General features: G+C 69.5%; 23 protein-coding genes and 1 pseudogene. 13 read left to right on the top strand and 11 right to left on the bottom strand.

All coding sequences use genetic code 11. The features are described from left to right. Nucleotides 1-48: 48 nt before the first annotated feature. A complete protein-coding gene (locus ACFT32_RS00285; RefSeq protein WP_382484004.1) occupies nt 49-879 on the bottom strand; it encodes a PP2C family protein-serine/threonine phosphatase in 831 nt (276 codons plus the stop codon). A 142-nt stretch (nt 880-1021) separates the two neighbouring features. Beyond that, the gene (locus ACFT32_RS00280; RefSeq protein ID WP_382484002.1) at nt 1022-1825 is read right to left on the bottom strand and encodes a DUF817 domain-containing protein; all 804 of its coding nucleotides are present in this window, start codon (nt 1823-1825) and stop codon (nt 1022-1024) included. A 100-nt stretch (nt 1826-1925) separates the two neighbouring features. Here ACFT32_RS00280 and ACFT32_RS00275 point away from each other — a divergent pair, with 100 nt between their 5' ends. Beyond that, the gene (locus ACFT32_RS00275) at nt 1926-2531 is read left to right on the top strand and encodes a DUF998 domain-containing protein (RefSeq protein ID WP_382484000.1); all 606 of its coding nucleotides are present in this window, start codon (nt 1926-1928) and stop codon (nt 2529-2531) included. A 2-nt stretch (nt 2532-2533) separates the two neighbouring features. Here ACFT32_RS00275 and ACFT32_RS00270 read toward each other — a convergent pair whose 3' ends face one another. Continuing rightward, nucleotides 2534-3823 (bottom strand): WD40 repeat domain-containing protein, encoded by a 1290-nt coding sequence (locus tag ACFT32_RS00270; RefSeq protein ID WP_382483999.1) that lies wholly within the window; start codon nt 3821-3823, stop codon nt 2534-2536. A gap of 25 nt (nt 3824-3848) precedes the next feature. Between ACFT32_RS00270 and ACFT32_RS00265 the strand changes: the two genes are divergently transcribed. After that, a complete protein-coding gene (locus tag ACFT32_RS00265; RefSeq protein ID WP_382483996.1) occupies nt 3849-3989 on the top strand; it encodes a hypothetical protein in 141 nt (46 codons plus the stop codon). A gap of 85 nt (nt 3990-4074) precedes the next feature. Here the strand turns inward: ACFT32_RS00265 and ACFT32_RS00260 are convergent, their stop codons facing one another. Together ACFT32_RS00260 and ACFT32_RS00255 are read right to left on the bottom strand one after the other, a co-directional pair. Further along, the gene (locus ACFT32_RS00260; protein ID WP_382483993.1) at nt 4075-4611 is read right to left on the bottom strand and encodes a cupin domain-containing protein; all 537 of its coding nucleotides are present in this window, start codon (nt 4609-4611) and stop codon (nt 4075-4077) included. A gap of 90 nt (nt 4612-4701) precedes the next feature. Next, nucleotides 4702-5373 carry a pyridoxamine 5'-phosphate oxidase family protein gene (locus ACFT32_RS00255; protein WP_382483991.1) on the bottom strand — a complete coding sequence of 224 codons (672 nt, stop codon included), beginning with the start codon at nt 5371-5373 and terminating at the stop codon, nt 4702-4704. A gap of 217 nt (nt 5374-5590) precedes the next feature. On the opposite strand from ACFT32_RS00255, the gene ACFT32_RS00250 reads away from it, so the two are divergent. Then, nucleotides 5591-5932, top strand: coding sequence for a transglycosylase family protein (locus tag ACFT32_RS00250; protein ID WP_382483989.1), 342 nt, complete (start codon nt 5591-5593; stop codon nt 5930-5932). Nucleotides 5933-5996: 64 nt separating this feature from the next. On the opposite strand, the gene ACFT32_RS00245 is transcribed toward ACFT32_RS00250, so the two are convergent. After that, complete coding sequence (locus ACFT32_RS00245) at nt 5997-7868, bottom strand: SpoIIE family protein phosphatase (RefSeq protein WP_382483987.1); 1872 nt, start codon at nt 7866-7868, stop codon at nt 5997-5999. A gap of 316 nt (nt 7869-8184) precedes the next feature. On the opposite strand from ACFT32_RS00245, the gene ACFT32_RS00240 reads away from it, so the two are divergent. The 4 genes from ACFT32_RS00240 to tpg all read left to right on the top strand — a co-directional run bounded on the left by ACFT32_RS00240 (nt 8185) and on the right by tpg (nt 15725). Further along, the gene (locus tag ACFT32_RS00240) at nt 8185-12363 is read left to right on the top strand and encodes a HAMP domain-containing protein (protein ID WP_382486985.1); all 4179 of its coding nucleotides are present in this window, start codon (nt 8185-8187) and stop codon (nt 12361-12363) included. Further along, on the top strand, nt 12360-12968 hold the full coding sequence (locus ACFT32_RS00235; RefSeq protein ID WP_382483984.1) for a two-component system response regulator: 609 nt from the start codon (nt 12360-12362) through the stop codon (nt 12966-12968). Before ACFT32_RS00240 ends, ACFT32_RS00235 begins: the two co-directional genes overlap by 4 nt. A gap of 69 nt (nt 12969-13037) precedes the next feature. Continuing rightward, nucleotides 13038-15164: a telomere-associated protein Tap gene (gene tap / locus ACFT32_RS00230; protein ID WP_382483982.1), complete on the top strand. Its 2127-nt coding sequence runs from the start codon at nt 13038-13040 to the stop codon at nt 15162-15164. A gap of 3 nt (nt 15165-15167) precedes the next feature. Then, the gene (tpg, locus tag ACFT32_RS00225) at nt 15168-15725 is read left to right on the top strand and encodes a telomere-protecting terminal protein Tpg (protein ID WP_382483979.1); all 558 of its coding nucleotides are present in this window, start codon (nt 15168-15170) and stop codon (nt 15723-15725) included. A gap of 46 nt (nt 15726-15771) precedes the next feature. Here tpg and ACFT32_RS00220 read toward each other — a convergent pair. Continuing rightward, nucleotides 15772-16155: pseudogene (locus tag ACFT32_RS00220) on the bottom strand (alpha/beta hydrolase); the annotation flags it as partial. 202 nt (nt 16156-16357) lie between these two features. On the opposite strand from ACFT32_RS00220, the gene ACFT32_RS00215 reads away from it, so the two are divergent. Then, complete coding sequence (locus tag ACFT32_RS00215) at nt 16358-17101, top strand: VOC family protein (RefSeq protein WP_382483977.1); 744 nt, start codon at nt 16358-16360, stop codon at nt 17099-17101. 136 nt (nt 17102-17237) lie between these two features. On the opposite strand, the gene ACFT32_RS00210 is transcribed toward ACFT32_RS00215, so the two are convergent. Continuing rightward, on the bottom strand, nt 17238-17720 hold the full coding sequence (locus tag ACFT32_RS00210; RefSeq protein WP_382483975.1) for an ester cyclase: 483 nt from the start codon (nt 17718-17720) through the stop codon (nt 17238-17240). A 324-nt stretch (nt 17721-18044) separates the two neighbouring features. Between ACFT32_RS00210 and ACFT32_RS00205 the strand changes: the two genes are divergently transcribed. The 4 genes from ACFT32_RS00205 to ACFT32_RS00190 all read left to right on the top strand — a co-directional run bounded on the left by ACFT32_RS00205 (nt 18045) and on the right by ACFT32_RS00190 (nt 20979). Further along, nucleotides 18045-18536: a GtrA family protein gene (locus ACFT32_RS00205; RefSeq protein WP_382483973.1), complete on the top strand. Its 492-nt coding sequence runs from the start codon at nt 18045-18047 to the stop codon at nt 18534-18536. 95 nt (nt 18537-18631) lie between these two features. Beyond that, nucleotides 18632-19210, top strand: a complete 579-nt coding sequence (locus ACFT32_RS00200; protein ID WP_382483970.1) for a dihydrofolate reductase family protein — start codon at nt 18632-18634, stop codon at nt 19208-19210. 207 nt (nt 19211-19417) lie between these two features. Next, nucleotides 19418-19996, top strand: coding sequence for a TetR/AcrR family transcriptional regulator (locus ACFT32_RS00195; RefSeq protein WP_382483967.1), 579 nt, complete (start codon nt 19418-19420; stop codon nt 19994-19996). Nucleotides 19997-20064: 68 nt separating this feature from the next. Then, nucleotides 20065-20979 (top strand): SDR family oxidoreductase, encoded by a 915-nt coding sequence (locus ACFT32_RS00190; RefSeq protein WP_382483964.1) that lies wholly within the window; start codon nt 20065-20067, stop codon nt 20977-20979. Between the two features lie 82 nt (nt 20980-21061). Here the strand turns inward: ACFT32_RS00190 and ACFT32_RS00185 are convergent, their stop codons facing one another. From ACFT32_RS00185 to ACFT32_RS00175, 3 genes are all read right to left on the bottom strand, one after another. Beyond that, nucleotides 21062-22042, bottom strand: coding sequence for a phosphotransferase family protein (locus tag ACFT32_RS00185; protein WP_382486983.1), 981 nt, complete (start codon nt 22040-22042; stop codon nt 21062-21064). Nucleotides 22043-22234: 192 nt separating this feature from the next. Then, the gene (locus ACFT32_RS00180) at nt 22235-23299 is read right to left on the bottom strand and encodes an LLM class flavin-dependent oxidoreductase (protein WP_382483963.1); all 1065 of its coding nucleotides are present in this window, start codon (nt 23297-23299) and stop codon (nt 22235-22237) included. A gap of 252 nt (nt 23300-23551) precedes the next feature. Beyond that, nucleotides 23552-23935 (bottom strand): VOC family protein, encoded by a 384-nt coding sequence (locus tag ACFT32_RS00175; RefSeq protein ID WP_382483960.1) that lies wholly within the window; start codon nt 23933-23935, stop codon nt 23552-23554. Nucleotides 23936-24213: 278 nt separating this feature from the next. On the opposite strand from ACFT32_RS00175, the gene ACFT32_RS00170 reads away from it, so the two are divergent. Next, a complete protein-coding gene (locus ACFT32_RS00170) occupies nt 24214-24918 on the top strand; it encodes a 2-phosphosulfolactate phosphatase (protein WP_382486981.1) in 705 nt (234 codons plus the stop codon). Nucleotides 24919-24990: the final 72 nt, after the last annotated feature.

The raw sequence follows: 24990 nt of genomic DNA, 5'->3' as shown, positions 1-24990 counted from the left end.
GACACCGAGGTCGCCGCGTCGGCGAGGTGAGAGCGGGGCCCTGCGGCCCTATGGCTGAGCGTCCGGCCCATCGAGGCCGACCACCAGGACGGCGGCGTCGTCGTCGTGCCCCACCCGCTCGGCACCCTTGATCACGGCGGCCGCGAGCCCGTCCACGTCCATGCCCGCCACCGCCGCGATGCCCGCGAGCCGCGTCACCTGGTCCAGTCCCTCCTCGAGCGGCATCGACGGCCCCTCCACGACACCGTCCGTGAGAAGCACGAACACACCGCCCGTGGTGAGCTCGTACCGGGTCACCGGATACGGCGGCCCCGCCTGGACACCGAGAGGCGGACCGCCCTCGTCCGCGGTGAGGCCGGACTTCCCGTCCGCTGTGGCCCAGATGCAGGGCAGATGCCCCGCCCGCGCGCTCTCCAGCACCCCGGCGCACGGATCGAGGCGCATGAAGGTGCAGGTGGCGAACAGGTCCGAGCCCAGGGACAGCAACAGCTCGTTGGTCCGGGCCAGGACCTCGCCCGGCTCGCTGGTGACGGAGGCCAGGGCCCGCAGCCCGGCCCGCACCTGCCCCATGAAGGCGGCTGCCTCGATGTTGTGGCCCTGGACGTCACCGATGGACAGACCGATGCGGCCGTCGCCCAGCGTGAAGGCGTCATACCAGTCGCCGCCCACGTTGAGGCCCTGGGTCGCGGGCGCGTACCGCACGGCCAGATGCAGCCGCCGGGCGACGGGCAGATCCCGGGGGAGCATGTCGCTCTGCAGCGCGAGGGCCAGTTCGACCCGGGAGCGCTGCATCTCGGCCTGCGCTCGCGCCTGGGCCGTCAGATCCCCGAGCCTGGTCAGCAGCTCGTCGCCGTCGTCCGTGGTGCCGGTGCGGGACATTGATCACTCCGGCGAGGGTGGTCACGGTCGGTGAAGAACCCTCGGTGGCAAATCATCTCAAATACGTCCATAGGATGATACTCAGTCGAGGGCTCCGGCGACGACTCGCGCACCCGGGCAGGGCCGCGCTCCCCGTGCTCGCTCACCGCACCGACCGGACCGCCCGGGAGCCCGTGCGGCGGCCGACCGCCGCCAGGACGAAGGTCACGCTGATCAGCAAGGCCCACGCGCCGAACTTCGCCACCCCCACCGGCTCCCAGCCGTGCTGCTGGTACGGATAGCGCCACGCGCCGACCAGGGTGGCCAGATTCTCCGCCACCCACAGAAAGAACCCGATCAGGACGAACGACACGGCCAGCGGCATCCGCCGGCGCACGCCCCGCACCGTGAAGCGCACGGACGTCTTCAGCGTGACGGCCGCCAGCAGCCCGGCCAGCACCCACCGCACGTCGGGCAGCCAGTGATGACTGAAGAAGTTGACGTAGATGGCCGCGGCCACCACGGCGGTCGCACGCGGCCGATAGCGGACGATCTCCAGGTCGAACAGATGCCAGGCGCGGCAGATGTAGCTGCCGACGGCCGCGTAGAGGAAACCTCCGTACAGCGGGACACCGGCGAACTTCAGCACGGCCGGTTCCGGGTAGCTCCAGGAGCCGAGCGACACCTTCACCAGCTCGAAGGCCAGACCGATGACATGGCAGACCGCGATGACGGCGACGTCCCGCCCGTTCTCCCAGCCACGCATCCAGAACACCAGCGTGAGCAGCACGCCGTAGGCGACCAGCAGGTCGTAGCGCGCCACGGGGAGTTCGGGCAGCAGTGTGGACACGGCCACGCCGCACAGCAGGGCGATGGCGAACGCGCAGGCCCGTGTCTGTGTCCAGGCGAAGTCGAGCAGCTGACGCACCGGTCCGGCCCAAGGGCCGGCGAAGCTCGAAGGGATCATGGTGCCCTGTAGGACGGCACCGCGCGCCGACCGGTTGCAGCGACCCTCCCACCCGCCGCTCGTGGAGCGAGGAGCCGAAGATCCGCTTTACGGTGTCCTGGTGCGATCTGTTCCGAAATGGGTCCTGTTGTCGTCCGGCTGCGCGCCCCTCGTGCTGATCATGGGCTGGGCGGTGTCGGCATCCCTGCAGGGCCCCTCCTACGACCCCGCCGTCCAGACGATCAGCATCCTCGCGGCACCCGGCGGCTCCAGCTACTGGGTGATGACAGCCGCCTTCATCGCCCTGGGCATCTGCCACCTGCTCACCGCGTGGGGACTGCGCCCGGCCGCCCCCGCGGGACGTGCCGCCCTGGCGGCCGGGGGAGTGTCGGCCTTGGCCGTGGCCCTGTTTCCGGCGCCGAGCAGCGGCGGCTCCCTCACCCACGGCTCGGTCGCCGTCGTGGGCTTCGTCGTCCTCGCGGTCTGGCCCGTCCTGGCAGCCAGAAGGGGCGACGCCGTGCCCTGGGCCCTGAGGCCCTTTCCCTCCCTGGGGGCGACCGCCGTCATGGCACTGGGCGCGGCATGGTTCCTGGCCGAACTCCACCAGCAGGGTGCCCCCGGCGCCGCTGAACGCGCGGTGACGACGATCCAGTCGGTCTGGCCTTTCGCGGTCGTCCTGTCCTGCTTCTCCATTCCCAGGTCCGCGCGCGACGAGTACCGGAGCTGACCTCAGTCCCCGCACACCTCCCGGTAGGCCGCCTCCGGCACGTACGTCCGCCACTGCGCCCTGGTCAGGTTCGAGGACCCCGCTCGCGCGCAGATCTGTTCGACCGCCTGCTCCGGGTCGACGGTGTAGCGCTGCAGGAGCACATGCGCCCCGCCGGCGTACAGCGTGCTGCTGTCGGCGGAGAAGGCGAGGGACTCGACGGCCTCGCCCGGTGTGGGCAGAGGGCCGCCCAGCGGTTGCTGGGTGAGGGTGTCCCAGAGCTGGAGCGTGCCGGTGTCGCCGCCGACGGCGAGGGTGCGGCCGTCGGGGCTGAGAGCGAGCGCGCTCACTTCCTCGGGGGCCGAGCCGCCCAGGGAGGAGGGGAAGACGTTCCGCAGGATCCCCGCGCGATGGCGCAGCTCGCCGTCCCACAGCGCGACCCGCCCGGTCCGGTCGCTCGCCGCCAGGACCCGGCCGTCGAGGCTGAACGCGAGAGCGCTGATCTGCTCGCCCTGGACGAGGTCCCGGGCGGTACCCGGCCCGTCGGGGAGCCGGGCCACCCGGTCGTCGCCGACGATCAGCCGCCCGTCGGGGCGTACCACGAGATGAGTGCTGGTCAGACGGGAGTCGGTGGCGGCACCCTTGCGCCGGCCGCTGACGGTGTCCCACGCCTCGTTGCTCAGCTCGCCGACGGCAGGCGTGCGCGTGGTGTAGAGAGTGCGGCCGCCGGGGGCCAGGGCGACGGCGACGACCGCCGCGCCGGACGCGGTGGCCGACAGGTCCACCGAGCCACGAGCCCGGTTGCCTGACACGTTCCAGACCGTGAAGCGTTGCGGCGCGGCCCGCCCGCCGGGCGTGGAGAGACCGTAGACGAGGGAACAGCCGTCCGAGCTGTACGACATCAGCGGCAGGCCGGAGTCGGGGGAGACCGGGAGCGGCGGGAGGGAGCGGATCAGGCGGCCGTCGCGGGTGGCGCGCAGTTCGAAGGTGTAGCCGCTGCCTGCGGGGGCCCCGCCCGGCGAGCCGAGCCCGGGCCGGGAGAGCTCGGCGGTGGCGAAGGTACGGCCGTCAGGGCTCACCAGGACCGCGTCCAGGGGGCGGTCGCGCCACGCGGCGGTGACGGCCGTGGTGAGATCGAGGGTGTGGACGGTGCCGCCCTCCAGATAGCGCAGGACGGGCCGGCCGGGATCCCAGGCGAGACCGCCGTAGAGGTGCTGGTTGTGCAGGGGGTGACGGAAGACGAGTGACGGGGTGTCCGACAGCCGCCAGACCGGCGAGGGGGCGGTGGCCTGGGGCGACGGCGGCTGGGACAAGCCGGGCCTGCTCACCCTGGACAACATGAGGAGCGACCTGCGCACCAAGCTGTCCAACGCCAGCTGGGGCAGCGCCAACTTCCCGCTGGCCGGCGCCCTCGTCGGCAACATCAACAAGGCCCGCGGCGCCGACAGCAGGGCCGTGTCCGCCATGCCGGCGTTCTGACGCACGCCGGGATCCGAGGCGGGACACTTCCCGGCCGCGGCCGCCGACGCACCCTCCCCCAGGGCGTCGGCGGCCGCTTCGCGTCTCAGCCGCGCGTGGCGAGGGCCTCGCGCCACGCCGGGCTGTCGACGTAGTGGTTGTCGAACCGCTCCGAGGAGTCCTTGATCTCCTGCGGATCGGCATCGCCGCGCATCACCCGGCCGAGGAGCCGCAGATAGTCGAAGCGGCCGGCGCCCGGGGTGAAGACGAACAGGACGTCGGCCGTCCGGCCGGGCGCCGCCGCGAAGGCGTGCGGGGTGTGCGGCGGCACGACGAGGAAGTCGCCCGCCTCCAGGACGGTGATCTCCTCGCCCACCAGCACCTGGAGCGCTCCGTCGATCACCAAGAACATCTCGGACGCCTTGGTGTGCAGATGGGCGGGTGCTCCGACCGCGCCTTCGGCGAATGTCGACCGGTAGCCGGTGAGCCGCCCGCCGGTGTCGCCGGAGTCCGCGAGAAGGGTCATGACACTGCTGGGGTCACGGGTCGTCTCGGCGTCGGCGGCGCGGGTGAGGACGGGGCTGAAGTCCGCGGTCCGCGTGGTCCGGACGGTCTGCGTGGTCTCGTTCGTCTTCGTCGTCATGACTACGACCCTAGGGAGCCGATCGACCGGCCACAGGGTGCATTTCACGGCCACTGTCGTGGGTCAATTCGCCTCCGACCCTCCCGGTGCTCAGCGGGAAGCCAGCCCCCGCTCCTGGGCCGCCGCTCCGAAGTAGTCGCCGCCCTTCCGCTTGACGTCGTCCGTGCCCCAGGCCTGCTCCGCGTCGGCCGTGGAACCGTCCGCCCTGTCGGTGTTCGGCCGGAGCGGTGCCGGGACCAGCCTCGGTATGTGCTTCGAGCAGTGGATGTACGCCTCCTCGACCGCGACCTCCACCCATACGTGGGGACGGCGGCCGGGTACCGGATCAACCGGTAGGTCCGGATACCGCCGGCGCATCGTGTCGTCGGCGACCAGCCGCGCCCGGCCGTTGACATGCAGACCGATGCGGTCCCGGGAGAAGTCGATCATCAGCAGGCCGACATGGGGGTTCTCCCGGATGTTGCCGAGCGAGGCCATGACGCCGTTCCCGCGGTACTCCGGGTATGCCAGGGCCCCTTCATCGAGTACTCGGAGAAAGCCGGGCGGTCCGGCCCGGAAGGTGCTGTCGCACTCGCCGTGGCTGTCCGAGGTCGCGAGGAAGAACATCTCCTGGCGTGCCACGAACTCCCGCATGCGTGGGTTGAGCCGGTCCAGCACCTGCTCGTCGTAGAACCGGTCGGCGCGGTCGACGGTGCCCAACTCATGCTGGATCTGGTGCTCGCCATGACTTCCGGGCCGGTCTGTCCGCTCATCGTGGTGCAACGGTCCTCCTGACGGGGATCTCGGATCACCTCGGCCAAGGCGGCTGATTCAGTCACCTGGCAGGCCGAAAAGCGCCACCGGCCATGCAGGAGAGGGTAGAGCAGTCGTTGCACGGGCTGATGGCTGCTTCTTTTGGCGTAGGAGCTCTTGTTCTCAGTTCGCCACTTATGTGACGCGGTGCAACCGTCTACATATGATTTCGTCACAGAACGTTCAAATGATCAGCACTCGCGACTGCCGCCGCCGCAGGGCGAGTCCGGCCTTCGTGCTTTTCGCGGTCGCCGTGATACTCGGCGTCGCCACCAGTGCGGAGGCCCTGCCGACTGCCCGATTCGGGCCTGACTGGGACGCCATCGCCGCCTGCGAGTCCGGTGGGAACTGGAAGGCGAACACCGGCAACGGCCACTACGGCGGGCTGCAGTTCACCCAGTCCAGCTGGGTGGCCGCCGGAGGACGGAAGTTCGCCCCGCGCGCCGATCTGGCCACCCGCAAGGAGCAGATCATCGTGGCCAGGCGTCTGGCCGCGTTGCAGGGAATGTCCGCATGGTCCTGCGCGTGAGTGAAGAAGCCCGGGTCGCCGCCGACTTCTGAGCCACTCGGCACCTGCTCAGCCGATCGGCGAGTCAGAACTCACCGTGAGGGTGGCTGGTTGTGATGGTTCCGGCGCTCCTGAGTACCGGCACTGCTTCGAGCACGAGTATGGCGAGGTCGTCGGCGATGGGCTGAGTGCTGAAGTCGTGGGCGGTCTGGCGGATGCGCTCGGCGATGGCCTTGGCGCCGAGGCCGGTGCAGGTGGCGAGTATGCGGGCGAGGCCGTTGTCGTCGTCGAGTTGATGGGTGCCGTTGCGGCGTTCGGTGACGCCGTCGGTGACACAGAGAAGTGTTTCGCCCGGTGTGAGGGTGATGGTGTCGGCGTGGTAATTGGTGTGTTCTTCGACGCCCAGGAGTATTTGGGGGTGCGCGGCGGAGGTGACGGTGCCGTTCGTCGTCAGTCGCAGGGGCGGCGGGTGTCCGGCGCTGGCGATGGTGCATCGGGTGTTGCCGGTGACGGCGTCGGGTTCGAGTTCTCCGTAGAGCAGGCTGAGCAGGCGGGGGCCTTCGTGTTCGCCACGGAGCGCGGTGGCTTCGGCGGCTTCCTCGGCCATCGCGTGGTTGAGCCGGTTCAGAAGGGTCTCGACGCCGTGGCCCTCGCGGGCGAGCAGCCGTACGAGGTGGCGGGCGAGACCGGTGACGGACATGGCTTCCATGTCGTGGCCGGAGACGTCACCGAGGAGGAAACACCACCGGTGCCGGCCCATGGGGAACAGGTCGTAGAAGTCACCGCCGACGGTCTGGCCCTCCGCCCAGGGCTCGTACACGATCGCCGTGTCGACGCCGGGGATGGCGGCTAGCGAGGTCGGGAGCTGCCGGCGCTGGAGCGTGCGGCTGATGGTCGCCTGGCGGGTGTAGTGGCGGGCGGTGACCACCGCCTGGGCCGTGCGGCGGGCGACGTCCTCGACGAGCCGTACGACGGTGTCGGTGAGTTCGGGTTGTCCTGCCTGGCCGATGAGGAGTGTGCCGTGGTACCGGCCGCCGGCGACGAGGGGGAAGGCCAGTGCGGAGCCGCCTGTGTTGTGGTCGGTCTGGCCGGGGGCGGTTTCGCATGCGGGCCAGGGCCAGGGGAGACCGGTCGTGCTGAGTGCCGCGCTCGGGGGGTCTTTCTCCAGGGACCGGCGGAGGGCGCGGATGTGCTGTTCGTCGGTGTGCCAGACGCGGGAGAGCCGTACATCGGCGTGGTCGGTGGTGAGCCATATGGCGCACCAGTCGGCGAGTCTGGGCACCAGGAGCTGTCCGGCGAGGGCGGCGACCATGTCCTCGTCCAGCTGTCCGGCGAGGAGCTCTCCGGCCTCGGCGAGGAACCACTGTCCTTCGCGTTCCGCCCACTGCGCTCTGTGACCGGGGTGTCCGCGCGGCAGAACGGGCTCGGGGGGAGGCGGCGGGCGACGGGCGGCCTCGGCCGGGAGGCCGGCGATCCTGTGCTCGGCGGCGGCAGGCGGGGGCGCCGTCGTCGCGCATTCCAGGCGGACCCAGGTGGCTTTCCCGGTACGCCGGCAGGTCACGCCCCAGGATTCGGCCAGTGTGTGCATGAGCTGCCTGCGATAGCCGTGCACGGGGCTGTGCGGGCTTGTCGTGCCGCCAGGACGCTGGGCGGCCCCGTGCTCCAGCACCTCGACCACGACACCCACCCACCCGGTCCCGGCCTGTGCGGTTTCGGCCCACCCGGCCTCGGAGCCGGTCTGTGGCCCGGCATCGAGGTGACAGGCCACTTCGAGACCGGATCCGGCGTGTGCGGCGGCGTTGGTGACGAGTTCGCTGGCGAGGAGCACGGCATCGTCGACGGACCGGTCGCTGATCGCCGGCGCGGCGGGGGAGCGGGGCGCGGTCCGTTCGGTGAGCACGGCACGCACGAACTTGCGTGCCGCCGCGGCCGCGAGTTCGTTGGCGGGTACATGCATCCGTGCTGCTGCTGTTGAACGCGGACCGAAGGACCGTGCTGTCTGCGACCCCGCTTGTGGCCTCACGGCAACCCCTGCCCAGCTCACTGCGGACCAGTACAGGACGAATGTAGCCTAAATGGGGAGTGGTCATATTTTGTGCCAAGAGAAGTGTGTTGTCATGGATTCTGTGGCTCGCCCTGAACTCGCTTCCTCCGAGCCGGAATCCGGGGAGCGGGAGCCCGCCGGGACCGGTTCCGCGGCCGCGGAACGACCTGCCCCCGATCCCGGGGACGAGTGGGTGCACGTGGCCCAGCTGCGTCCGCTGCTGGCGGCCATGAGGTCTCTCTGTGACGGCGACTTCACTGTACGCATGGGTAACGTGCCCGAAGGGATCCTCGCCGAGCTGGCGGGGGAGTTCGACCAGATCACCACGCGGAACGCGCATCTGGCTTCGGAGCTGGAGCGGGTGCGCCGGGAGGTGCTCCGGCAGGGGAGGCTGGACGAGCGGCTGGCGGCGAGCCCCGGGGCGGGAGGCTGGACTACCGGCGTGGACGCGGCCAACGCGCTGCTGGAGGCACTGGCCGTCCCGATCGTGAACGCCACGCGCGTCCTGGACGCGGTCGCCGACGGCGATCTGACGCAGCGCGCCGAGCTGCACGACGGCCGGCGCCAGCTCCGCGGTGATCTGCGCCGCCTGGGGCGCGGAGTGAACCGCATGGTGGAGCAGCTGTCGCTGTTCACCGGTGAGCTGACCCGCGTCTCCCGGGAGGTCGGTACCGAGGGCCGTCTCGGCGGGCGTGCCACGGTACAGGGGCTGTCCGGCGACTGGCGCTACGTGACCGAGGCCGTCAACACGATGGCGTCCCGGCTGACCGCGCAGGTGCGCGACATCGCAGTGGTGACCACGGCGGTCGCCCGCGGCGATCTGACCCGGCAGGTCACGGTGGAGGCGACCGGCGAGCTGCTGGAGCTCAAGCTGACGGTCAACACGATGGTCGACCAGCTGCGGGCGTTCGCCGACGAGGTCACCCGGGTCTCCCGCGAGGTCGGCACGGAGGGACAGCTGGGCGGCCGGGCCCAGGTGCCGGGCGTGTCCGGGGTGTGGAAGGACCTCACGGACAACGTCAACTTCATGGCGTCGAACCTGACCTCCCAGGTCCGCAACATCGCCCAGGTGACCACGGCGGTCGCCACAGGTGATCTGAGCCAGAAGATCACGGTGGACGCCCGGGGCGAGATCCTCCAGCTGAAGCTGACGGTGAACACGATGGTCGACCAGCTGTCGGCGTTCGCGGGCGAGGTCACCCGGGTCGCGCGCGAGGTGGGCACCGAGGGCCGTCTCGGCGGCCGTGCCCAGGTCCGCGGGGTCTCGGGGGTGTGGAAGGACCTCACCGAGAACGTGAACTTCATGGCGGACAACCTGACCTCGCAGGTCCGCAACATCGCCCAGGTGGCGACGGCGGTCGCGCAGGGCGATCTGGGAAAGACGATCACGGTGGAGGCCAAGGGCGAGATCCTGGAGCTCAAGTCGACGATCAACACGATGGTCGACCAGCTGTCGGCGTTCGCGGGCGAGGTCACCCGGGTCGCGCGCGAGGTCGGTACCGAGGGCAACCTGGGCGGGCAGGCGCAGGTCCGCGGAGTGTCGGGGGTGTGGGAGGAGCTGACGGACAACGTCAACTTCATGGCGTCGAACCTGACCTCCCAGGTCCGCAACATCGCCCAGGTGACGACGTCCGTCGCCAACGGCGACCTGTCGAAGAAGATCACCGTCGACGCCCGCGGCGAGATCCTGCAGCTGAAGGAGACCGTGAACACGATGGTCGACCAGCTGCGGGCCTTCGCCGACGAGGTCACCCGGGTCGCCCGCGAGGTCGGCACGGAGGGCCGCCTGGGGGGCCGGGCCCAGGTCCGCGGGGCGTCGGGGGTGTGGAAGGACCTCACGGACAACGTCAACTTCATGGCCTACAACCTGACCTCGCAGGTCCGCAACATCGCCCAGGTGGCCACGGCCGTCGCCCAGGGCGATCTGTCGAAGAAGATCGACGTCGACGCGCGCGGCGAGATCCTGGAGCTGAAGACCACCATCAACACGATGGTCGACACGCTCTCCTCGTTCTCCTCCGAGGTCACCCGCGTCGCACGGGAGGTCGGCAGCGAGGGGCAGCTGGGCGGCCAGGCGCGTGTCGAGGGCGTCTACGGAACGTGGAAACGGCTGACCACCAACGTCAACGAGCTGGCGCTTAATCTCACCACCCAGGTCCGGGCGATCGCGGAGGTGGCCAGCGCGGTCACCCAGGGCGACATGTCCCGCGCCATCACGGTCGAGGCACAGGGTGAGGTCGCCGAGCTGAAGGACAACATCAACCTCATGGTCTCCAACCTCCGCGAGACCACCCGCGCCAAGGACTGGCTGGAGTCGAACCTGACCCGCATGGCCGGGCTCATGCAGGGCCACCGCGACCTGGTGGAGGTCGCCGACCTGATCCTGCGCGAGCTGACTCCGCTGTTGAACGCGCAGTTCGGTGCGTTCTTCCTGGCCGAGGCGGGGGCACAACCAGGTGAGGGCCTGGAGTTCATCGCCGGGTACGGCACGGACCAGGCCGGCGGGGGCAGCCCGCTGCCGGGCACCGGTACCCCGGGCCGCGGGCTGATCGCACAGGCCGCGCAGGAGAAGAAGCGCATCCTCATCACGGACGTCCCGCCCGACTACATCACCATCAACTCCGGGCTCGGCACGGCCCGTCCGGCCAGCATCGTCATCCTGCCCATCCTCTTCGAGGACGAGGTGCTCGGAGTGATCGAGCTCGCCTCGCTCAGCAAGTTCAACGATGTGCACCTGGCCTTCATCGACCAGTTCGTCAACACGATCGGCGTCTCGACCAACACGATCATCGCCAACTCCCGTACGGAGTCGCTGCTGTCGGAGTCCCAGCGGCTCACCTCCGAACTGCGTGAGCGTTCCGACGAACTGCAGCGCTCCAACGCCGAACTCGAGGAGAAGGCCGCACTGCTCGCGACCGCCTCGCAGTACAAGTCGGAGTTCCTGGCGAACATGTCGCACGAACTGCGCACTCCGCTGAACTCGCTGCTGATCCTGGCCCGGCTGCTCGCCGACAACCCCGACGGCCACCTGGCCGAACAGGAGGTGCAGTTCGCGACCACCATCTACCGCTCCGGCTCGGACCTGCTCCAGCTGATCAGCGACATCCTCGACCTGTCGAAGATCGAGGCCGGGCGGATGGACGTGCGCCCCAAGACCCTCCCGCTGATCAAGCTGCTCGACTACGTCCACGCGACCTTCCGGCCGCTCACCATCGACCGAGGCCTGGGCTTCGAGATCGCGGTCGAGAAGGACGTACCGGGCGAGCTGTACTCCGACGAGCAGCGCCTTCAGCAGGTACTGCGCAATCTGCTGTCCAACGCGGTGAAGTTCACCCACGACGGCCATGTGGAGCTGCGTGTCAGCCGCGTGCTGGGCATGCACTTCACCGAGGAGACGCTCAGCAACGCCGAAGCCGTCATCGCGTTCTCCGTGAAGGACACCGGGATCGGCATCGCTCCCGACAAGCTTCCGATGATCTTCGAGGCGTTCCAGCAGTCCGAGGGCACCACCAACCGCAAGTACGGCGGCACCGGCCTCGGTCTGTCCATCAGCCGGGAGATCGCCGGAATGCTCGGCGGCAAGATCGTCGCCGAGAGCGAGCCGGGCGTGGGCTCGCGCTTCACCCTCTACATCCCCGCCCTCCACCCCGGCGCCACCGCGGTACAGGGCCCCGCCGACCCGCGCACCGCCGGCACCGCGCCCGCCCTTCCCCCGGAGCCCGGGCCGCCGGCGGCGGCCGACGCCGGGGACACCTCACCCGCGCACATGCTCGACCGCGCGGAAACCCTCCAGCCCGACACCCCGGCCCCGGACCAGCTGCCGGACGATCTGACGGGGAGTCAGACCACCGAACCCGCCAACGGCCGCGAGGACACCTGGCCGGAGACCACCCGGCTCAAGGAATGGCTCAGCGGCCGACCCGGCCGCGTCCTGGCCGGCCGCCGCATCCTCATCGTCGACGACGACATCCGCAATGTCTTCGCCCTCACCCACGCACTGGGCCGAGTCGGCATCACCGTGCGGTACGCCGAGAACGGCCGGGAGGGCCTCGAGGTCCTGAAACGCGCCGCTGACGTCTCCCTGGTCCTGATGGACATCATGATGCCCGAGATGGACGGCTACGAGACCATCCGCACCATCCGGGACACCCCCCGGCTCGCCCACCTGCCGATCATCGCCCTCACCGCCAAGGCCATGCCCCAGGACCGCGACAAGGCGATCGAAAGCGGAGCCGACGACTACGTGCCCAAACCGGTCAACATCGACCGCTTGCTCTCCGCCATCTGCGACCTGCTCGACCCGCCCGATGACCCCTCGATACCCGCACAGGGCCCGGGCGCCGCCGACGACCCCGAACCACCACCCGCTCACGACACCGCCGACGATCCGCCCGAGGACGCGCGATGAACACCAACCTGGCCAACACGTCCAGCATCCTCATCGTCGACGACATGGAGGAAAACCTCATCGCCTTCGAAGCCGTACTCGGCCCACTGCACCAGCACCTGGTCCGCGCACGCTCCGGAGAGCAAGCCCTCAAAGCCATGCTGCGTCAGGAGTTCGCCGTCGTCCTCCTCGACGTCCGCATGCCCGGCATGGACGGCTTCGAGACCGCCGCCAACATCAAGCGCCTCGACCAGACCAAAGACGTCCCCATCATCCTGGTGACCGGAACGGACGGCGGCGCCGACTACGCCTACAGGGGGTACGCCATCGGCGCCGCGGACTTCATCGCCAAACCGGTCGACCCCTGGGTACTGCGCACCAAGGTCACCGTCTTCCTCGATCTGCACCGCAAGAACCGCCAGTTGGCGATGCGCGCGACCGGCACGGACACGGACCGGCTCACAGAGATCACCCAACAGCTCACCGAGATCGAACTGCTCCTGCGCGACAGAGCGGGTGCCGATCCCGACACGGCGGCACTCGCCGACCGCATCGCGGAGGTGGAGCGCGCCGTGGGAACCCTCCTCCCGGGTGACATCTCGCACCCACCCGGAGTCAACCCCTGATCGGGTTAAAGAAGCAGGTTAAATGGCGAGGTAAGGGTTGCTAGGGTGGCCGTGCGAAGGGAGATCCGCATGGCCACCGAGGAAGAGCTGTTCGCGTCCGTCGACGCGCTGTTGGAAGAGGAGCCGCAGCTCCCGCCACCGGCGGAACGCGCCCGGCTGCGGGAGGCCGCCGGTATCACCCAGGCCCGTCTCGCTGTCGCGCTGAAGACCTCGACGCAGACGGTGAAGAACTACGAGAACGGCAGGAGCGAGCCGAAGTCGCCCCGCCTGGAGGCGTACCAGCGCCTGCTTAACGGCTGGGCGGCGAAGTACCCCGCGCTCGGCGCCCCCACGGCCCCGGCCGCCGCGCCGCAGCAGGAGAAGCCGGCCACCCTCACCGACCCGGCCGCCCCCCAACCGGAGGGCTCAGCGCCGGCGGAGACGCCCGCCGTCCAGACCGCCCCTCAACGCCCCGCCCCCCAACGCCCCGCCCGTCCGGCCGCCCGCCCGGCGACGCCGTCGCGGCGCCCGGCCGCGAAGAACGCCACGAAGCCCCCCGTCGACTCCGGCTTTCCGCACGGCCCCCTCGCCGTCCTCGACGATGACGGCTCCGCGTACGGCGTGGACGAGATCGTGCTGGACTGCCCCGCCTCCACCATCCCGGAGCTGGTGGAGTGGACGCTGCACGAGTCCGGGCTCGGCGCGTCCAGACTGCACCGCAACGGCCGTGACGCCGATCCGCTGATCGTGCTCACCGCGGCCGCCGCCGTGAGGCTCGGACTGCCCGAGCGGCTGGAGGACCGCCGGGGCCTGCGGCTGGCGGAGGACCACCCGGTCGTCAAGCAGGTCACCAGGGCGAAGTGGAAGCTGACCCAACGCGGATTCGGCCCGTGGGCCCGCGTGTACCGCCCGGCCCAGGGCGATCAGCGGCAGTGCGTGCAGCTCGCGGTCCTGCCCTGGGACGCCCTCGACGAGCGATCCTGGCCCGGCGTCGCGGACTTGGCGCCCGCCGACATCGCCCGCGTCTTGGGCGTCTACGCACAGCGGGTCCTCACCCCGCGCGGTTCGACGGCCGTCTCAGGACTGGAGCTGATGACCGCGCTGCGCCCGCCCACGCGCGCGGTGCAGGACCGTACGACCGGCCAGTGGAGTTCGGGCCACAACCCCGGCTCGCTCGGAACGGAACCGATCGACCCCGCCCCGCCGGAATGCGTCCCCGAACACCCCTTGGTCGTGCACCACGACTGGAAGGGCGGCTTCCTCGACGAGGAGGCCTACCAGTGGGTGCGCGACGTCAACCTGCTCACCGGGGACGAGGTGTCCCTGCCCTGGGCACTCGGGCTCGACCTGAACACCGCCTTCCTCGCCTCCGCCGCCCGACTGGTCGTGGGCCTGTCCGCCCCGGACCACTTCCACACCCCGAAGTTCAACCCGAAGATTCCTGGCTCCTGGCTGGTGGACCTCTCCCACGTCGAGCTCGACCCGCGTCTGCCCAGCCCGTTCACGCCGTCCGGCACCCCTCCCACCGGCCCGGCCTGGTATCAGACCCACACCGTCGCCTACGCCCAGGAACTCGGCCACAACGTCCAGCCGCTGGAGGCGTACCTGCGGCGGGAGACCGGCGCCTACCTGGACCCGTGGCACGACCGGCTGCGGACCGCGTACGTCGACACCATGGCCGACCTCGGCGTCACCCGGGACCTGGACGATCGCGCCTTCCTGGCGGCGATGGAGCGGCACAAGGACGCCGACCCGGCCCTGGCCGCCGTGCTCGCCGCCATCAAGGCCACGGTGAAGGGCGGAGTCGGCAAGCTCCGCGAGCGCCCCCAGGGCAAGGGCTACCGGGAGGGTGATGCGTGGCCGGCCATGGAGCGCCCCACCTGGCGCCCGGACATCCGTGCCGCGGTCATCTCCAAGGCCCGGGTCAACATGCACCGCAAGCTGCTCAACATGGCCAGGATGACGGGCCTGTACCCGCTCGCCGTGCTGTCCGACTGCGTCGTCTATCCCGCGCCGTCCCGCTCGCCGATCGACATCCTCCCCTACAGCACGTCAGGCAAGCCCATCCCCGGCACCTTCCGCCTCGGGCCCACCCCGGGCCTGGCGAAGTTCGAAGGCGTCCAGGAGATGTCCTGGGCGGTCGACCTGATGGAAGCGGGCTACAACCCCGCCCGCCACATCAAGGGCGGCGACGCCGTCCTGGAAGAAGGGGAGTAGCCGGTGAGGGAGATCGAGGACGCGATCGAACGTGCCGACCGGGAGTCCTTCACCCGTGAGCCGCCCAAGACGCTGAAGGGTCAGATCGGCTATCTGATCCGGCAGTTGGGCAGCGCGAAGGCCGTCGCCCAGGAGATCGGTGTCACCGCCGACTCCGTGAACCGCTACCGGCGCGGCGCCCGCAAGCACCCCCGCGTCGACGTCGCCGCGAAGATCGACGAAGCGGTACGGGCCCGCTGGCAGCCGAAGGTACGCAAGCGCCGCCGACGACAGGCCGCCACCACGGGCGGCATCACGGTGGAGACGAGGGCCCGGTTCGGCTACACCGCGCCGATCGGCACAACGGACGACGGTCGCTTCCGCCGCCTCACGGTCCACCTCCCACCGGAGTACGCAGGCCGTCTGTTCAACGCTCGCGACGCCGGCGCCAGCGACCAGCAGATGCGGCAGATCATCGCCGACGGGTTCAAGGACGTGTACTTCCAGGACGGCGGAGTCCGCGCGATGGGCCTGTCGGACGTCGCCATCAACGACATCGACTACCTGGATCTCGACTACTGAAGCAGCCCCCGGAAACGCGAGCCGTGGCAGTCGTGCCTCAGGTGTAGAACAGGTCCCAGGCCCGCTGCCGGGGATTCCCTTCGTCGTCCCACTGCAGCAGGAGCAGCAGCGGAATGGTGACCTGCCGGGCCTTTTCGTGCTGGGCGCGGGGCACGTACCCCCCGGCGAAGAAGCCGGCGGCCACGATGCGCGGTTCGACGACCGCAGGCCGAATGCCGACGGCCGTCCACCCCGAGTACCCGACCGGGCCGCCGGTCTCGGGCAGCGAAAGAAGGGCGTCCAGGGCGGTCCGCCATTCCGGTACCGCCGTCTCGACCAGCGGGCCGACGAGTGACTCGAAGATCTCGTCGACCGGCTCGCCGGCTTGCATCGCCCGGAGGAGGTCGGTGCGAGCTTGCTCGTCGGCGGCGGAACGGGGCCGGTCACCACATCACCACACCCGGCGGGAGTGCGCTTGAACGGCGCTCCCGGACGACCTATCGCCCGACCGCGACCCCGGAGGGGAGCACCCATGTCGATACTGCGTTCACGGACACCACCTCCTCGTTCTCTCGCACGGCCTCCGGAAACGAGCAGCGGTCGCCGTGCTCCACCAACGGGTTTGTTGCGAGCGGGTGCATAGGATCGCCGTCATGGCACTGCGACCTGTCAACGTGAACATGAAGGCCCTCGATGACTCGGCGGTCGGCCGATTCTGGGCGGAGGCGCTCGGCTGGGGTGTTTCCAGCGAGGGACCCGGCGTGACCAACGTCGAACCCGTCGGCGACTATGTCTGGCCGGACCCGGTCGCCGTCTGCGTCGACGTCGTCACCGTCCCGGAACCCAAGTCGACGACAAAGAACCGAGCGCACCTCGATCTCGCCACCACTTCTCCGGCCCATCAGGCGGAGTTGGTCGCGCGCCTCCAGGCTCTCGGTGCGACGCCCGCCGACGTGGGCCAGGCCGACGTCCCGTGGACGGTCCTCGCCGACCCGGAGGGCAACGAATTCTGTGTGCTGGAACCTCGGGAGATCTACCGGGACACCGGGCCGATCGCCGCGGTGGTGGTCGACTGCGTGGATCCGCGGGCCATGGCCCGGTTCTGGGGCGCGGCGACGGACTGGACCCTGCACGAGGTGAACGACGATCATGCGGTACTGCGCTCGGCCAAGGGCGTCGGCCCGTACCTCGAGTTCCTCCGCACGCCCGGCGTGAAGACCGTGCCGGACCGCGTTCACATCGACCTGCTGCCGTACCCCGGTGACGACAAGGCAGCGGAGGTGGCCCGGCTGCGCACCCTCGGCGCCACCGACCTCGACCTCGGCCAGGGCGACGTCCCATGGACCTGCCTGGCCGACCCGGAAGGCCACGAGTTCTGCGTCCTGGGCTCGTCCTGACGCCGGGCCCTGACGACACCTCAAGGCACCCACGCGGTCTCCGGAACGCACGCCACGCCACGCCCCGTCTCGGAGCGCACCGTGAGACACCCCGGGCGGGTGCCGTCCCATCTCCAGCGGGCGGCTGGGTAGCGGCTCAGGCCGGCTGCATCTGGTAGCCGATCTGCCGGGCCAGGCCCAGTTCCTGGCACATGTACCACATGTCGGTGATCTTGCCCTGGTCGTTGAAGTGCAGCACCGTGATCTCGTCCCACTCGACGCGCCGACCGGTGGCCGGGGCACCGGCGAAGGTGCCGGAGTGCAGCGCGGTCATGTGGAATTTCATCATCACGGTGTTGCCGGAGGCGACCACGTCCTGCGCCCGTGAGGTCTTGTCGCTGAGCCCTTCGGAGAGCTTCTTCCAGCCGGATTCCAGCCACTCGATGAAGTTGCCGCTCTGGGGGATTCCGTCGCCGGTGGCTGCGTAGAGGTCGGCGAAGCCCGCCCGCGTGATCGGGGCGTCGGGGGTGACCAGCGAGCGCATGAGGTCCCAGTCGAGATGGGGCATGGCCTCTTCGAGCAGCTGCTTGGCGGTGGCGATGTTGCGCTCGGCGATGGTGTCGTACATGTCGTTCCTCACTTGACGGTGGATACCTCCAGTTTCGGCAAGGGAAGCGAGCTTGAGCCGTTCGAGCCTGGCCCAGCCGGTCCCCGTCACAGCGGCCCTGACCCTCGCGCAATAACGGTGACCCGGCAGAGCATTCACCTTCAATCCATTGCAACGAATACTCAAAGGGTCGTTGCGTTAGCCCGAATTCATTGCAACGAAATAGAGGTCACATGCTGCATAAACGGCAATGATGGCTAGTCAGTGCGTTGCCAATCCAGTGAACGCAACGTAGCGTTTGTATCTAAGGAAACAACAAGGGGGAAGGCCGGCAGGCCGTGTCAAGGGGGTTGGATCATGGCAGCGCAGAGCCGACAACAGGCGGCACCCAGCGTCTTCACCGCGTTCTGCCGCTTCGTACTCTGCGGCGGCGGAGTGGGGCTCGCCTCCAGCTTCGCCGTGGCGGCGCTCGCCTCCTGGATCCCGTGGGTTCTGGCCAACGCCCTGATCACCACCGTTTCCACGCTCATCGCGACGGAGTTGCACGCCCGCTTCACCTTCGGCGCCGGCCGGCGCGCGACGTGGCGCCAGCATGGGCAGTCGGCCGGGTCCGCGGCGGCCGCGTACGCGACGACGTGCGTGGCGATGCTGGTTCTGCACCAGTGGGTGGCCGCGCCCAGTGCGGTGCTCGAGCAGGTCGTCTATCTGTCCGCCTGCGCGCTCGCCGGTGTCGCGCGGTTCGCGGTGCTGCGCCTGCTTGTCTTCGCGCGGAGCCACTCACCGGTCGCGCCCGCCGTCCGCACCGTCCGTCCCGTGCACATGACCGTGGCCCACGCCGCAACACTCTGACGCTTCCAGGAGTCCAGGCGCGATGAGTCTCGCCGTGGTTGCCGGTCTATATCCCCAGCACGTGATCAAATCGGACTCGACTCGAGGAGAGCATCATGACCGCGTCCTACACGTTCGACGTCTTTTCCAGCCTCGACGGCTTCGGTGCCGCCGGCGGTGACTGGACCGGCTACTGGGGCAAGCAGGGCCCCGAGCTCCTCGACCACCGCCTCGCCCTGTACGGCGAGGAACAGCGGATGGTCTTCGGGGCCAACACCTATCGGGCGTTCGCGCGGATGCTGGCCTCGAGCACCGAGGAATCCGATGTGCGTGACCCATGGGTGACAAGGATGAGGAGCCTGCCGGCAACGGTCGTGTCGACCACCCTGAAGGGAGCTCTCGACTGGCCGGACGCGAACGTCGTGAGCGGCGATGCCGTCGACGTCGTAGCCCGGCTCAAGGAGGAGTCCGAGGTGCCGTTGCGCTCGCACGGCAGCCTGTCGATGAACCGGGCGCTGATGTCCGCCGGTCTGGTCGACCGCGTCCAGGTGACGCTCTTCCCTGTGATCACCGGCCGGACCGGGCTGGACCCGATCTTCCGGGGCGCAGCCGACTTCGACCTCGAACTGATCGAGCACCGAACGCTCGACGGCCACATCCAGGAGCTCATCTACCGGCCCACCCTGCATGTCTGAACCTTTGGGCCAGGTCGAGGCCGCGTGGCTTCAGCACCCCGACTTCCACATGGTCAAGTGACCAAGCCCGACTGACCCCGCTGCCCCCGGAGGGTGCGCGGCCTTCGGTCTCCGTGAGAACAGTGGCGTCCACAGAAATGGGGCGTCAACGCCCCATAAAGAGGCGGTACTTGCCAGTTGCGGGGCGGCAACCGCTACGGTGCGGTCATGGTCAGCAGTATGCGCGAGTCGGGAGTCCGCGGCCGTACGCGACGGGTGATCCTCGGAGCTGCGGCGTCCGTGCTGTCCCGTCGGCGTGACGCCACTCTGGCGGACATCGCGGCGGCGGCGGACGTCGGGCGCAGCACCCTCCAGCGGTACTTCCCGGACCGGGAGATGCTCGTCTCGGCGGTCGTCGAGCACTCCCTCCATCGGCTCCACGAGTCATTGCAGGAGGCCCGCATCGAGCAGGGCCCGCCACTGCAGGCGCTGCGCCGGCTGGTGGTCGCGATGCTCGACGTCGGCGATCACGTGTTGTTCCTGTACGGCGACCCGCGGATCACCCAGGCAGTCGCCGTGCGAAGCGACCCCGATCCAGCGGCCAGCGAGATCGGGCGGCTGATCAGGCGAGGCCAGGCCGAGGGACTCCTGGACGCGGAAGTGAGCGTCGAGTGGATCGAGCATGTGCTGTGGGCTCACGTGTGCGCGGGCTGTATGGCGGTCAGCGGGGGGACTCTGCCGCGCCATGGTGCCTCCGCATGGGTCATCCGCACGCTGGAGAACGGCATCGGGGCACGCGACACCTGACGGACGGACGGACGGACGGACAGACGGACGGACGGACGGACGGAACGAAACGAGACGGAAGGTGAACGATGACGATCCTGGTGACGGGGGCGTCCGGCCAAGTCGGGCGGAACATCGTGCGGCAACTCGTGGAGATGAAGCATGACGTGCGGGCACTGACCCGCAGGGCACAGGCAGGGGCGTTTCCGCCAGAGGTCCGGGTCCACGAGGGCGATCTCGCCCGTCCACAGACGCTGACGGGCGCCCTTGAGGGCGTCGACGCGCTTTTCCTGTTCCCTGTCGCGGCCACAGCCGAGGAGGTGGTCGCCCTGGCGAAGGCGTCGGGCGTGCACCGCATCGTGGTGCTCTCCTCCGGAGCGGTCACCAGCGGCTTCGACACCGAATTCCACCTGCCTGTGGAGCAGGCGGTCGAGGCGTCGGGAGTGGAGTGGACGCATGTGCGCCCCGGTGAGTTCGCCCTGAACAAGCTGGCCCTGTGGGGGCCGCCCGTCCGCGCGGAGCGTGTGGTGCGTGACCCGTTCCCGGAGGCCGCGTGGTTCCCGGTGCATGAGCGGGACATCGCCGACGTGGCCTGCCTCGCCCTGACCGAGGAGGGCCACTCGGGGCAGGCTTACACCCTCAACGGGCCCGAACTCCTCACGCACCGGCGCCAGGTGGAGCTCATCGCCGAGGCGATGGGGGAGGAGATCCGCTTCGAGACGGTGACTTCGCAGGAGGCCCGCGGTATCTATCGCGAGCAGGGCGGCTTCGCGGCGGAGAACGCCGACTTCCTCCTCGGATTCGAGGACTACGGCGGCGATGAGCCGGACCCCTCGCAGGCCGAAGGGGTCGACTCCTCCTCCTTCGACCCCTCCTCCTTCGACCCCTCCTCCTTCGACCCCTCGTCCTTCGGCCCCATGCCGACGGCGGAAGCCGTCACCAGGCGTCCCGCCCGCACCTTCGCGCAGTGGGCCCGAGACCACGCCGAGGAGTTCCGTTCCTGACGGCTTGTCGGCGCCCAATCACCGACCCAGCCGCCGGGCAACCTGGCGCCCAGGGGCAGCCACCCCGGCCGCGGTCGCTTCATCAACCCGCCGGAACCAGCGCCAGCGCCTCATTCAGATGGTGCTCGGCGATCCCTTGCATGAACTCCCGGTCGGGGAAGTCCCCGTCGAGCAGGCGCAGCGGGCCGGCCGTCAGCGACAGATGCTGGGTGAGTTTGTAGAGGGCGAGGCGGTCCTCGTCGAGGCCGTCCACCGCCAACTGCTGATATTGGCTGTCGGTATGGCGCAGGCGTAGGAACACGTGCTCCCACTCGACGTCGAAATACAGCAAGTTCTCGATGTCGATCACGACGGGTCGGCCGTCCCGGTCGACCATGACGTGGTCCAGGCCCAACTCGCCGTGGACGACGGAGTACTCGGCACGCGGCCGCACCGCCGCGGTCAGCTGACGCAGCCGCTCCTCCAGCTGATCGCGGGCGTCGGCGATCCAGCGGTCGCGCGCGGCCGCCTCGGCGAGGCAGCGCAGCGCGAAGGCGAGCGCTGCCTGCTCGCACGAGACCGAACGTGACGTGCCGCCCGCGTCGATCAGGGCCACCTTGCCGAACGCCGGCGCCCGGTGGCCGCGCATCATCGCCAGGCTCTCGGAGAGGCGCTTCATGGTCGGCGCCGCGGCGCGCGGGTCGCGATTGCGCAAGTCCATCAGGTCCTCGCCGGGCACGTCCTCGACGATCGCGAGGTCGGCCGGGTAGTGGACGCGGTCACGGTCGACCAGGTGGATCTTGAGAACCCGAAGGCCCAGTGCCTCCAGCCGCGCGTACGCGGCCTCGAACAGATCGAGCCCGATGCCGGGCGAGAACGGGTCGGCGAGGTCACCATCGTGCTCAGTGACCGGCCAGTAGTTCTCGGAGTCCTCCCACAGGTAGGCGATCGCCGTCATGGCATCGTCCATCGTCAGCCGGTAGACACCCTTCGTGGTGCCGCCCGCGAGCCGCTCGACCGCCTCCAGCCGCCGCCCGCCACCCAGCGCGGCCCGCGCCGCACCCGCCAACTGCTCCCGCGTCACGTTCTTGGGTGCCACGTTCACAACCCGCCTTCCGCCTCGATGACTGGGGCACGCTACGCGAGTCACCGTTCAAAGCCGAACGAATTGCTCCGACGGCGGTGTCACAGGGGAAGGGGGGAGACGCAGGCCTATCGCAAGATCCTGGTGGCCTTGTTGGTGTGCAGGTCATGGATGAGCGGCGGGCGGGTCCGCTCAGGTGAGGAGTTTCGCGAGCTGGGCCATCTCGGTGGGCGGGTCGATCACCGGCTGGATGAGGAGTTCGTCGATGCCGGCCTGTTCCAGGGTGGCGATGCGGGCGAGAAGGTCGTCGCGGGTGCCGACCAGGGCCAGGGTGTTCATCAGCGACGGCAGAACCAGGTCCCGGTCCTGCGGTGCGATGCGTCCGAGGTAGTTGGGGTAGAGCTTGGTGTGCCGGTCCGGCGCGGTGGCGGTGGTGCCGCGCCGGTCGAGGAGCAGCCGCACCGCCTCGCGTTCCTCAGGGCCCAGTTGCTCGGCGAAGGCAGGATTTTCGGCGGCTGTGTCGGCGGCGAAGGCCAGCAGCGACAGGATGAGGTGGCCGGTCGCGTCCCGGGGCGCGTCGCCGTTGGGGTCTTCGTCCTCGTCGAGTACATAGAGCGAGGTGACCAGGTAGGAGTCCGTGGGGGAGTCGGGGTCGCGGGGGGATTCTTGGGCGGCGTGGTGGCGGGCATCGTGCAGCGCGTGCCAGGCGGTGGGGTCCAGCAGGCCGAAGGAGATGAGGCCGGTGCCGCGGCGGCCTGCGACGCCGGCGGCCTGCGGCCCGAGCACGGCCATGACGAACTCGATCGGGTCCGCGGTGTTCACGTGCGCCCCGGTGTGCAGGAACCGGATGTCGCGGACCCGGTCACCTTCGCGGTATTCGGTCGAGCGTCCGGCGCACAGGTCCTGCAATGCGGCGGTGAAGTTCTCCAGCCTGGCCGTCGTCGTCGGCCGCATGCCCAGGGTGCGCCGGGCGGTGTTCCCGGTGCCGACGCCGCAGATGATCCGGCCCGGTGCCAGGGCGTTCAGGCTGGCGAGCCCGCTTGCGGCGGCCGGAGCCGAGCGCAGCGCCGGTGAGGTCACGCCGATGCCGAGCCTGATGCGGCTGGTGGCCCTTGCGCACAGGCTCAAGGCGACGAAGGGATCGCCGTGGACCATCGGGGTGTCATTGACCCAGAAGCTGTGCAAGCCCAACTCCTCGGCCCGCACGGCGAGGTCCTCCACTCCGGGGTGCGCGCTGACGACGATGCCTGCACGCATCACGACCTCCAAGGTATGCGGATGGAAGCGAACTTGCTGCCGTGTCTTTGCCCTGCCACCCCCGCTGGAATGCCTTCACCCATTCCTCCGTCTTCGCTCCGAAGCCGCCATCGACATTCAGAACCGGGCGGCCTCGCCAGTAGTTGATGATGCACTGCACTGCACTGCACTGCACTGCACTGCACTGCACTGCACTGCACGCACCGCGTCGGGCAGAGCGGACCGCCAGCGAAGCCCCACCCCGCTACACCGTCACGAGGACAATGCCGCCCGCTCGGATTCGGCCAGCAGTACGCAGAACTCGTTGCCTTCCGGGTCGGCGAGAACGACCCAGCCCCAGCCGTCGGGCTTGCGATGATCGGCGACCAGGGAGGCGCCCAGCTTCAGCAGCCGCTCGACCTCTGCTTCTCGTGAGGTGTCCGGGCGCAGGCACAGATGGAGCCTGTTCTTGGTCGACTTCGGCTCTGGAACCTCGTTGAAGTGCAAAGCCGGGCCGCCGGGCAGCATGACCTCTGTCTCGTCGTCACCCGGTTTGTCCTCGGGATCCAGCGGTTGTCCGGTCACATCGCTCCAGAACTGCGCCAGCCGGTAGGCGTTCGCACAGTCGATCGCAATGTTCGTCACTGTAGAAGGCATGCTCGCGATCATGTCGGAGCGGCGGCCCTGCCCGCCACCGGAATACGGCCGAACCCGCGGCCCACTACTGCGGTCGAGATTGCGGGCGTTGGTGGCATCGGCGGCGGTAGTGCCTGACACCTGACCACAGGACCACAGGCGACGAGCCGCTGACCTCCCCTCTGAACCGCCCGATGCTTTGAACGTGTGCCCGTGAGGCAGTCGGCCACCAGTCCCGAGTCGCCGAAAGATCGTTAACTGCCTTGTGGACCGCTTCAGCGGGCTGCAACCATCCCGGCATGGACTCGCGAGTAGTCGGAATACCCGGCGTGGACGGCACCGAACAGGTAGCTGTTGTGATCGATGTGATGCGGGCGTTCACCACCGCCGCATGGGCGTTCCACCGCGGGGCAGACAAGATCGTTCTCGCTGCCGACGAGGGTGAGGCACTGGAGATCAAGGCTGGTCACCCGGGTTGGCTCGCACTCAAGGACGGGGCACTGGTCACCGGGTTCGACCTGGTCAACTCCCCTGCCCTGCTCCAGGAGGCCGACCTGGTCGGCCGCACCGTGATTCAGAAGACCACTGCGGGAACGGTCGGGGCCCTGGCAGTTGTCGAGGCGAAACTGGCGTTGTGCGCCAGTTTCGCCGTGGCTGGCGCGACGGCACGAGCGCTGATGGATGCCGACGCCGACTCGGTGACGTTCGTTGCCACCGGTGAGGACGGCCGTGCCGCCGAGGATCTGGCCTGCGCCGAGTACTTGGACCGGCTCCTGGCCGGGGATCGTGTCGACCCCGGGCCCTATCTTCATGGTGCCCGCACCTCCCCAGCCGCGGACGACCTGCGCAGTGGGCGACGCCGCGGCGCTCACCCCACGGATGTGGAGTTGTGTTCGGAGGTCGACCGGTTCGACTTCGCCATGAAGGTCGCGCTCGAGGAAGGGATGGCAGTGCTACGGCCGCTCCGGACTCCACCAGAGGCGGGTGTCCGCGGTACACGGTGATCCGGGTGGTGCTGAAGTGCGGCTCAGCGGTTAAGGATTAGGGGAGTGCACGCAGCCGCCGTCAGCGGGACG

The sequence above is a fragment of the Streptomyces sp. NPDC057002 genome (assembly GCF_042673825.1).
Taxonomy (GTDB): Bacteria; Actinomycetota; Actinomycetes; order Streptomycetales; family Streptomycetaceae; genus Streptomyces.
This window is presented reverse-complemented; position numbering and strand designations above follow the sequence as displayed.

What these genes read in the sequence shown, in the direction of transcription:
- ACFT32_RS00285 (WP_382484004.1), bottom strand. Translation starts at nt 879, where the DNA reads ATGTCCCGCACCGGCACCACGGACGACGGCGACGAGCTGCTGACCAGG.
- ACFT32_RS00280 (WP_382484002.1), bottom strand. Translation starts at nt 1,825, where the DNA reads ATGATCCCTTCGAGCTTCGCCGGCCCTTGGGCCGGACCGGTGCGTCAG.
- ACFT32_RS00265 (WP_382483996.1), top strand. Translation starts at nt 3,849, where the DNA reads ATGAGGAGCGACCTGCGCACCAAGCTGTCCAACGCCAGCTGGGGCAGC.
- ACFT32_RS00260 (WP_382483993.1), bottom strand. Translation starts at nt 4,611, where the DNA reads ATGACGACGAAGACGAACGAGACCACGCAGACCGTCCGGACCACGCGG.
- ACFT32_RS00250 (WP_382483989.1), top strand. Translation starts at nt 5,591, where the DNA reads ATGATCAGCACTCGCGACTGCCGCCGCCGCAGGGCGAGTCCGGCCTTC.
- ACFT32_RS00245 (WP_382483987.1), bottom strand. Translation starts at nt 7,868, where the DNA reads ATGCATGTACCCGCCAACGAACTCGCGGCCGCGGCGGCACGCAAGTTC.
- ACFT32_RS00240 (WP_382486985.1), top strand. Translation starts at nt 8,185, where the DNA reads ATGAGGTCTCTCTGTGACGGCGACTTCACTGTACGCATGGGTAACGTG.
- ACFT32_RS00235 (WP_382483984.1), top strand. Translation starts at nt 12,360, where the DNA reads ATGAACACCAACCTGGCCAACACGTCCAGCATCCTCATCGTCGACGAC.
- tap (WP_382483982.1), top strand. Translation starts at nt 13,038, where the DNA reads ATGGCCACCGAGGAAGAGCTGTTCGCGTCCGTCGACGCGCTGTTGGAA.
- ACFT32_RS00215 (WP_382483977.1), top strand. Translation starts at nt 16,358, where the DNA reads ATGGCACTGCGACCTGTCAACGTGAACATGAAGGCCCTCGATGACTCG.
- ACFT32_RS00205 (WP_382483973.1), top strand. Translation starts at nt 18,045, where the DNA reads ATGGCAGCGCAGAGCCGACAACAGGCGGCACCCAGCGTCTTCACCGCG.
- ACFT32_RS00200 (WP_382483970.1), top strand. Translation starts at nt 18,632, where the DNA reads ATGACCGCGTCCTACACGTTCGACGTCTTTTCCAGCCTCGACGGCTTC.
- ACFT32_RS00195 (WP_382483967.1), top strand. Translation starts at nt 19,418, where the DNA reads ATGGTCAGCAGTATGCGCGAGTCGGGAGTCCGCGGCCGTACGCGACGG.
- ACFT32_RS00190 (WP_382483964.1), top strand. Translation starts at nt 20,065, where the DNA reads ATGACGATCCTGGTGACGGGGGCGTCCGGCCAAGTCGGGCGGAACATC.
- ACFT32_RS00180 (WP_382483963.1), bottom strand. Translation starts at nt 23,299, where the DNA reads ATGCGTGCAGGCATCGTCGTCAGCGCGCACCCCGGAGTGGAGGACCTC.
- ACFT32_RS00175 (WP_382483960.1), bottom strand. Translation starts at nt 23,935, where the DNA reads ATGCCTTCTACAGTGACGAACATTGCGATCGACTGTGCGAACGCCTAC.
- ACFT32_RS00170 (WP_382486981.1), top strand. Translation starts at nt 24,214, where the DNA reads ATGGACTCGCGAGTAGTCGGAATACCCGGCGTGGACGGCACCGAACAG.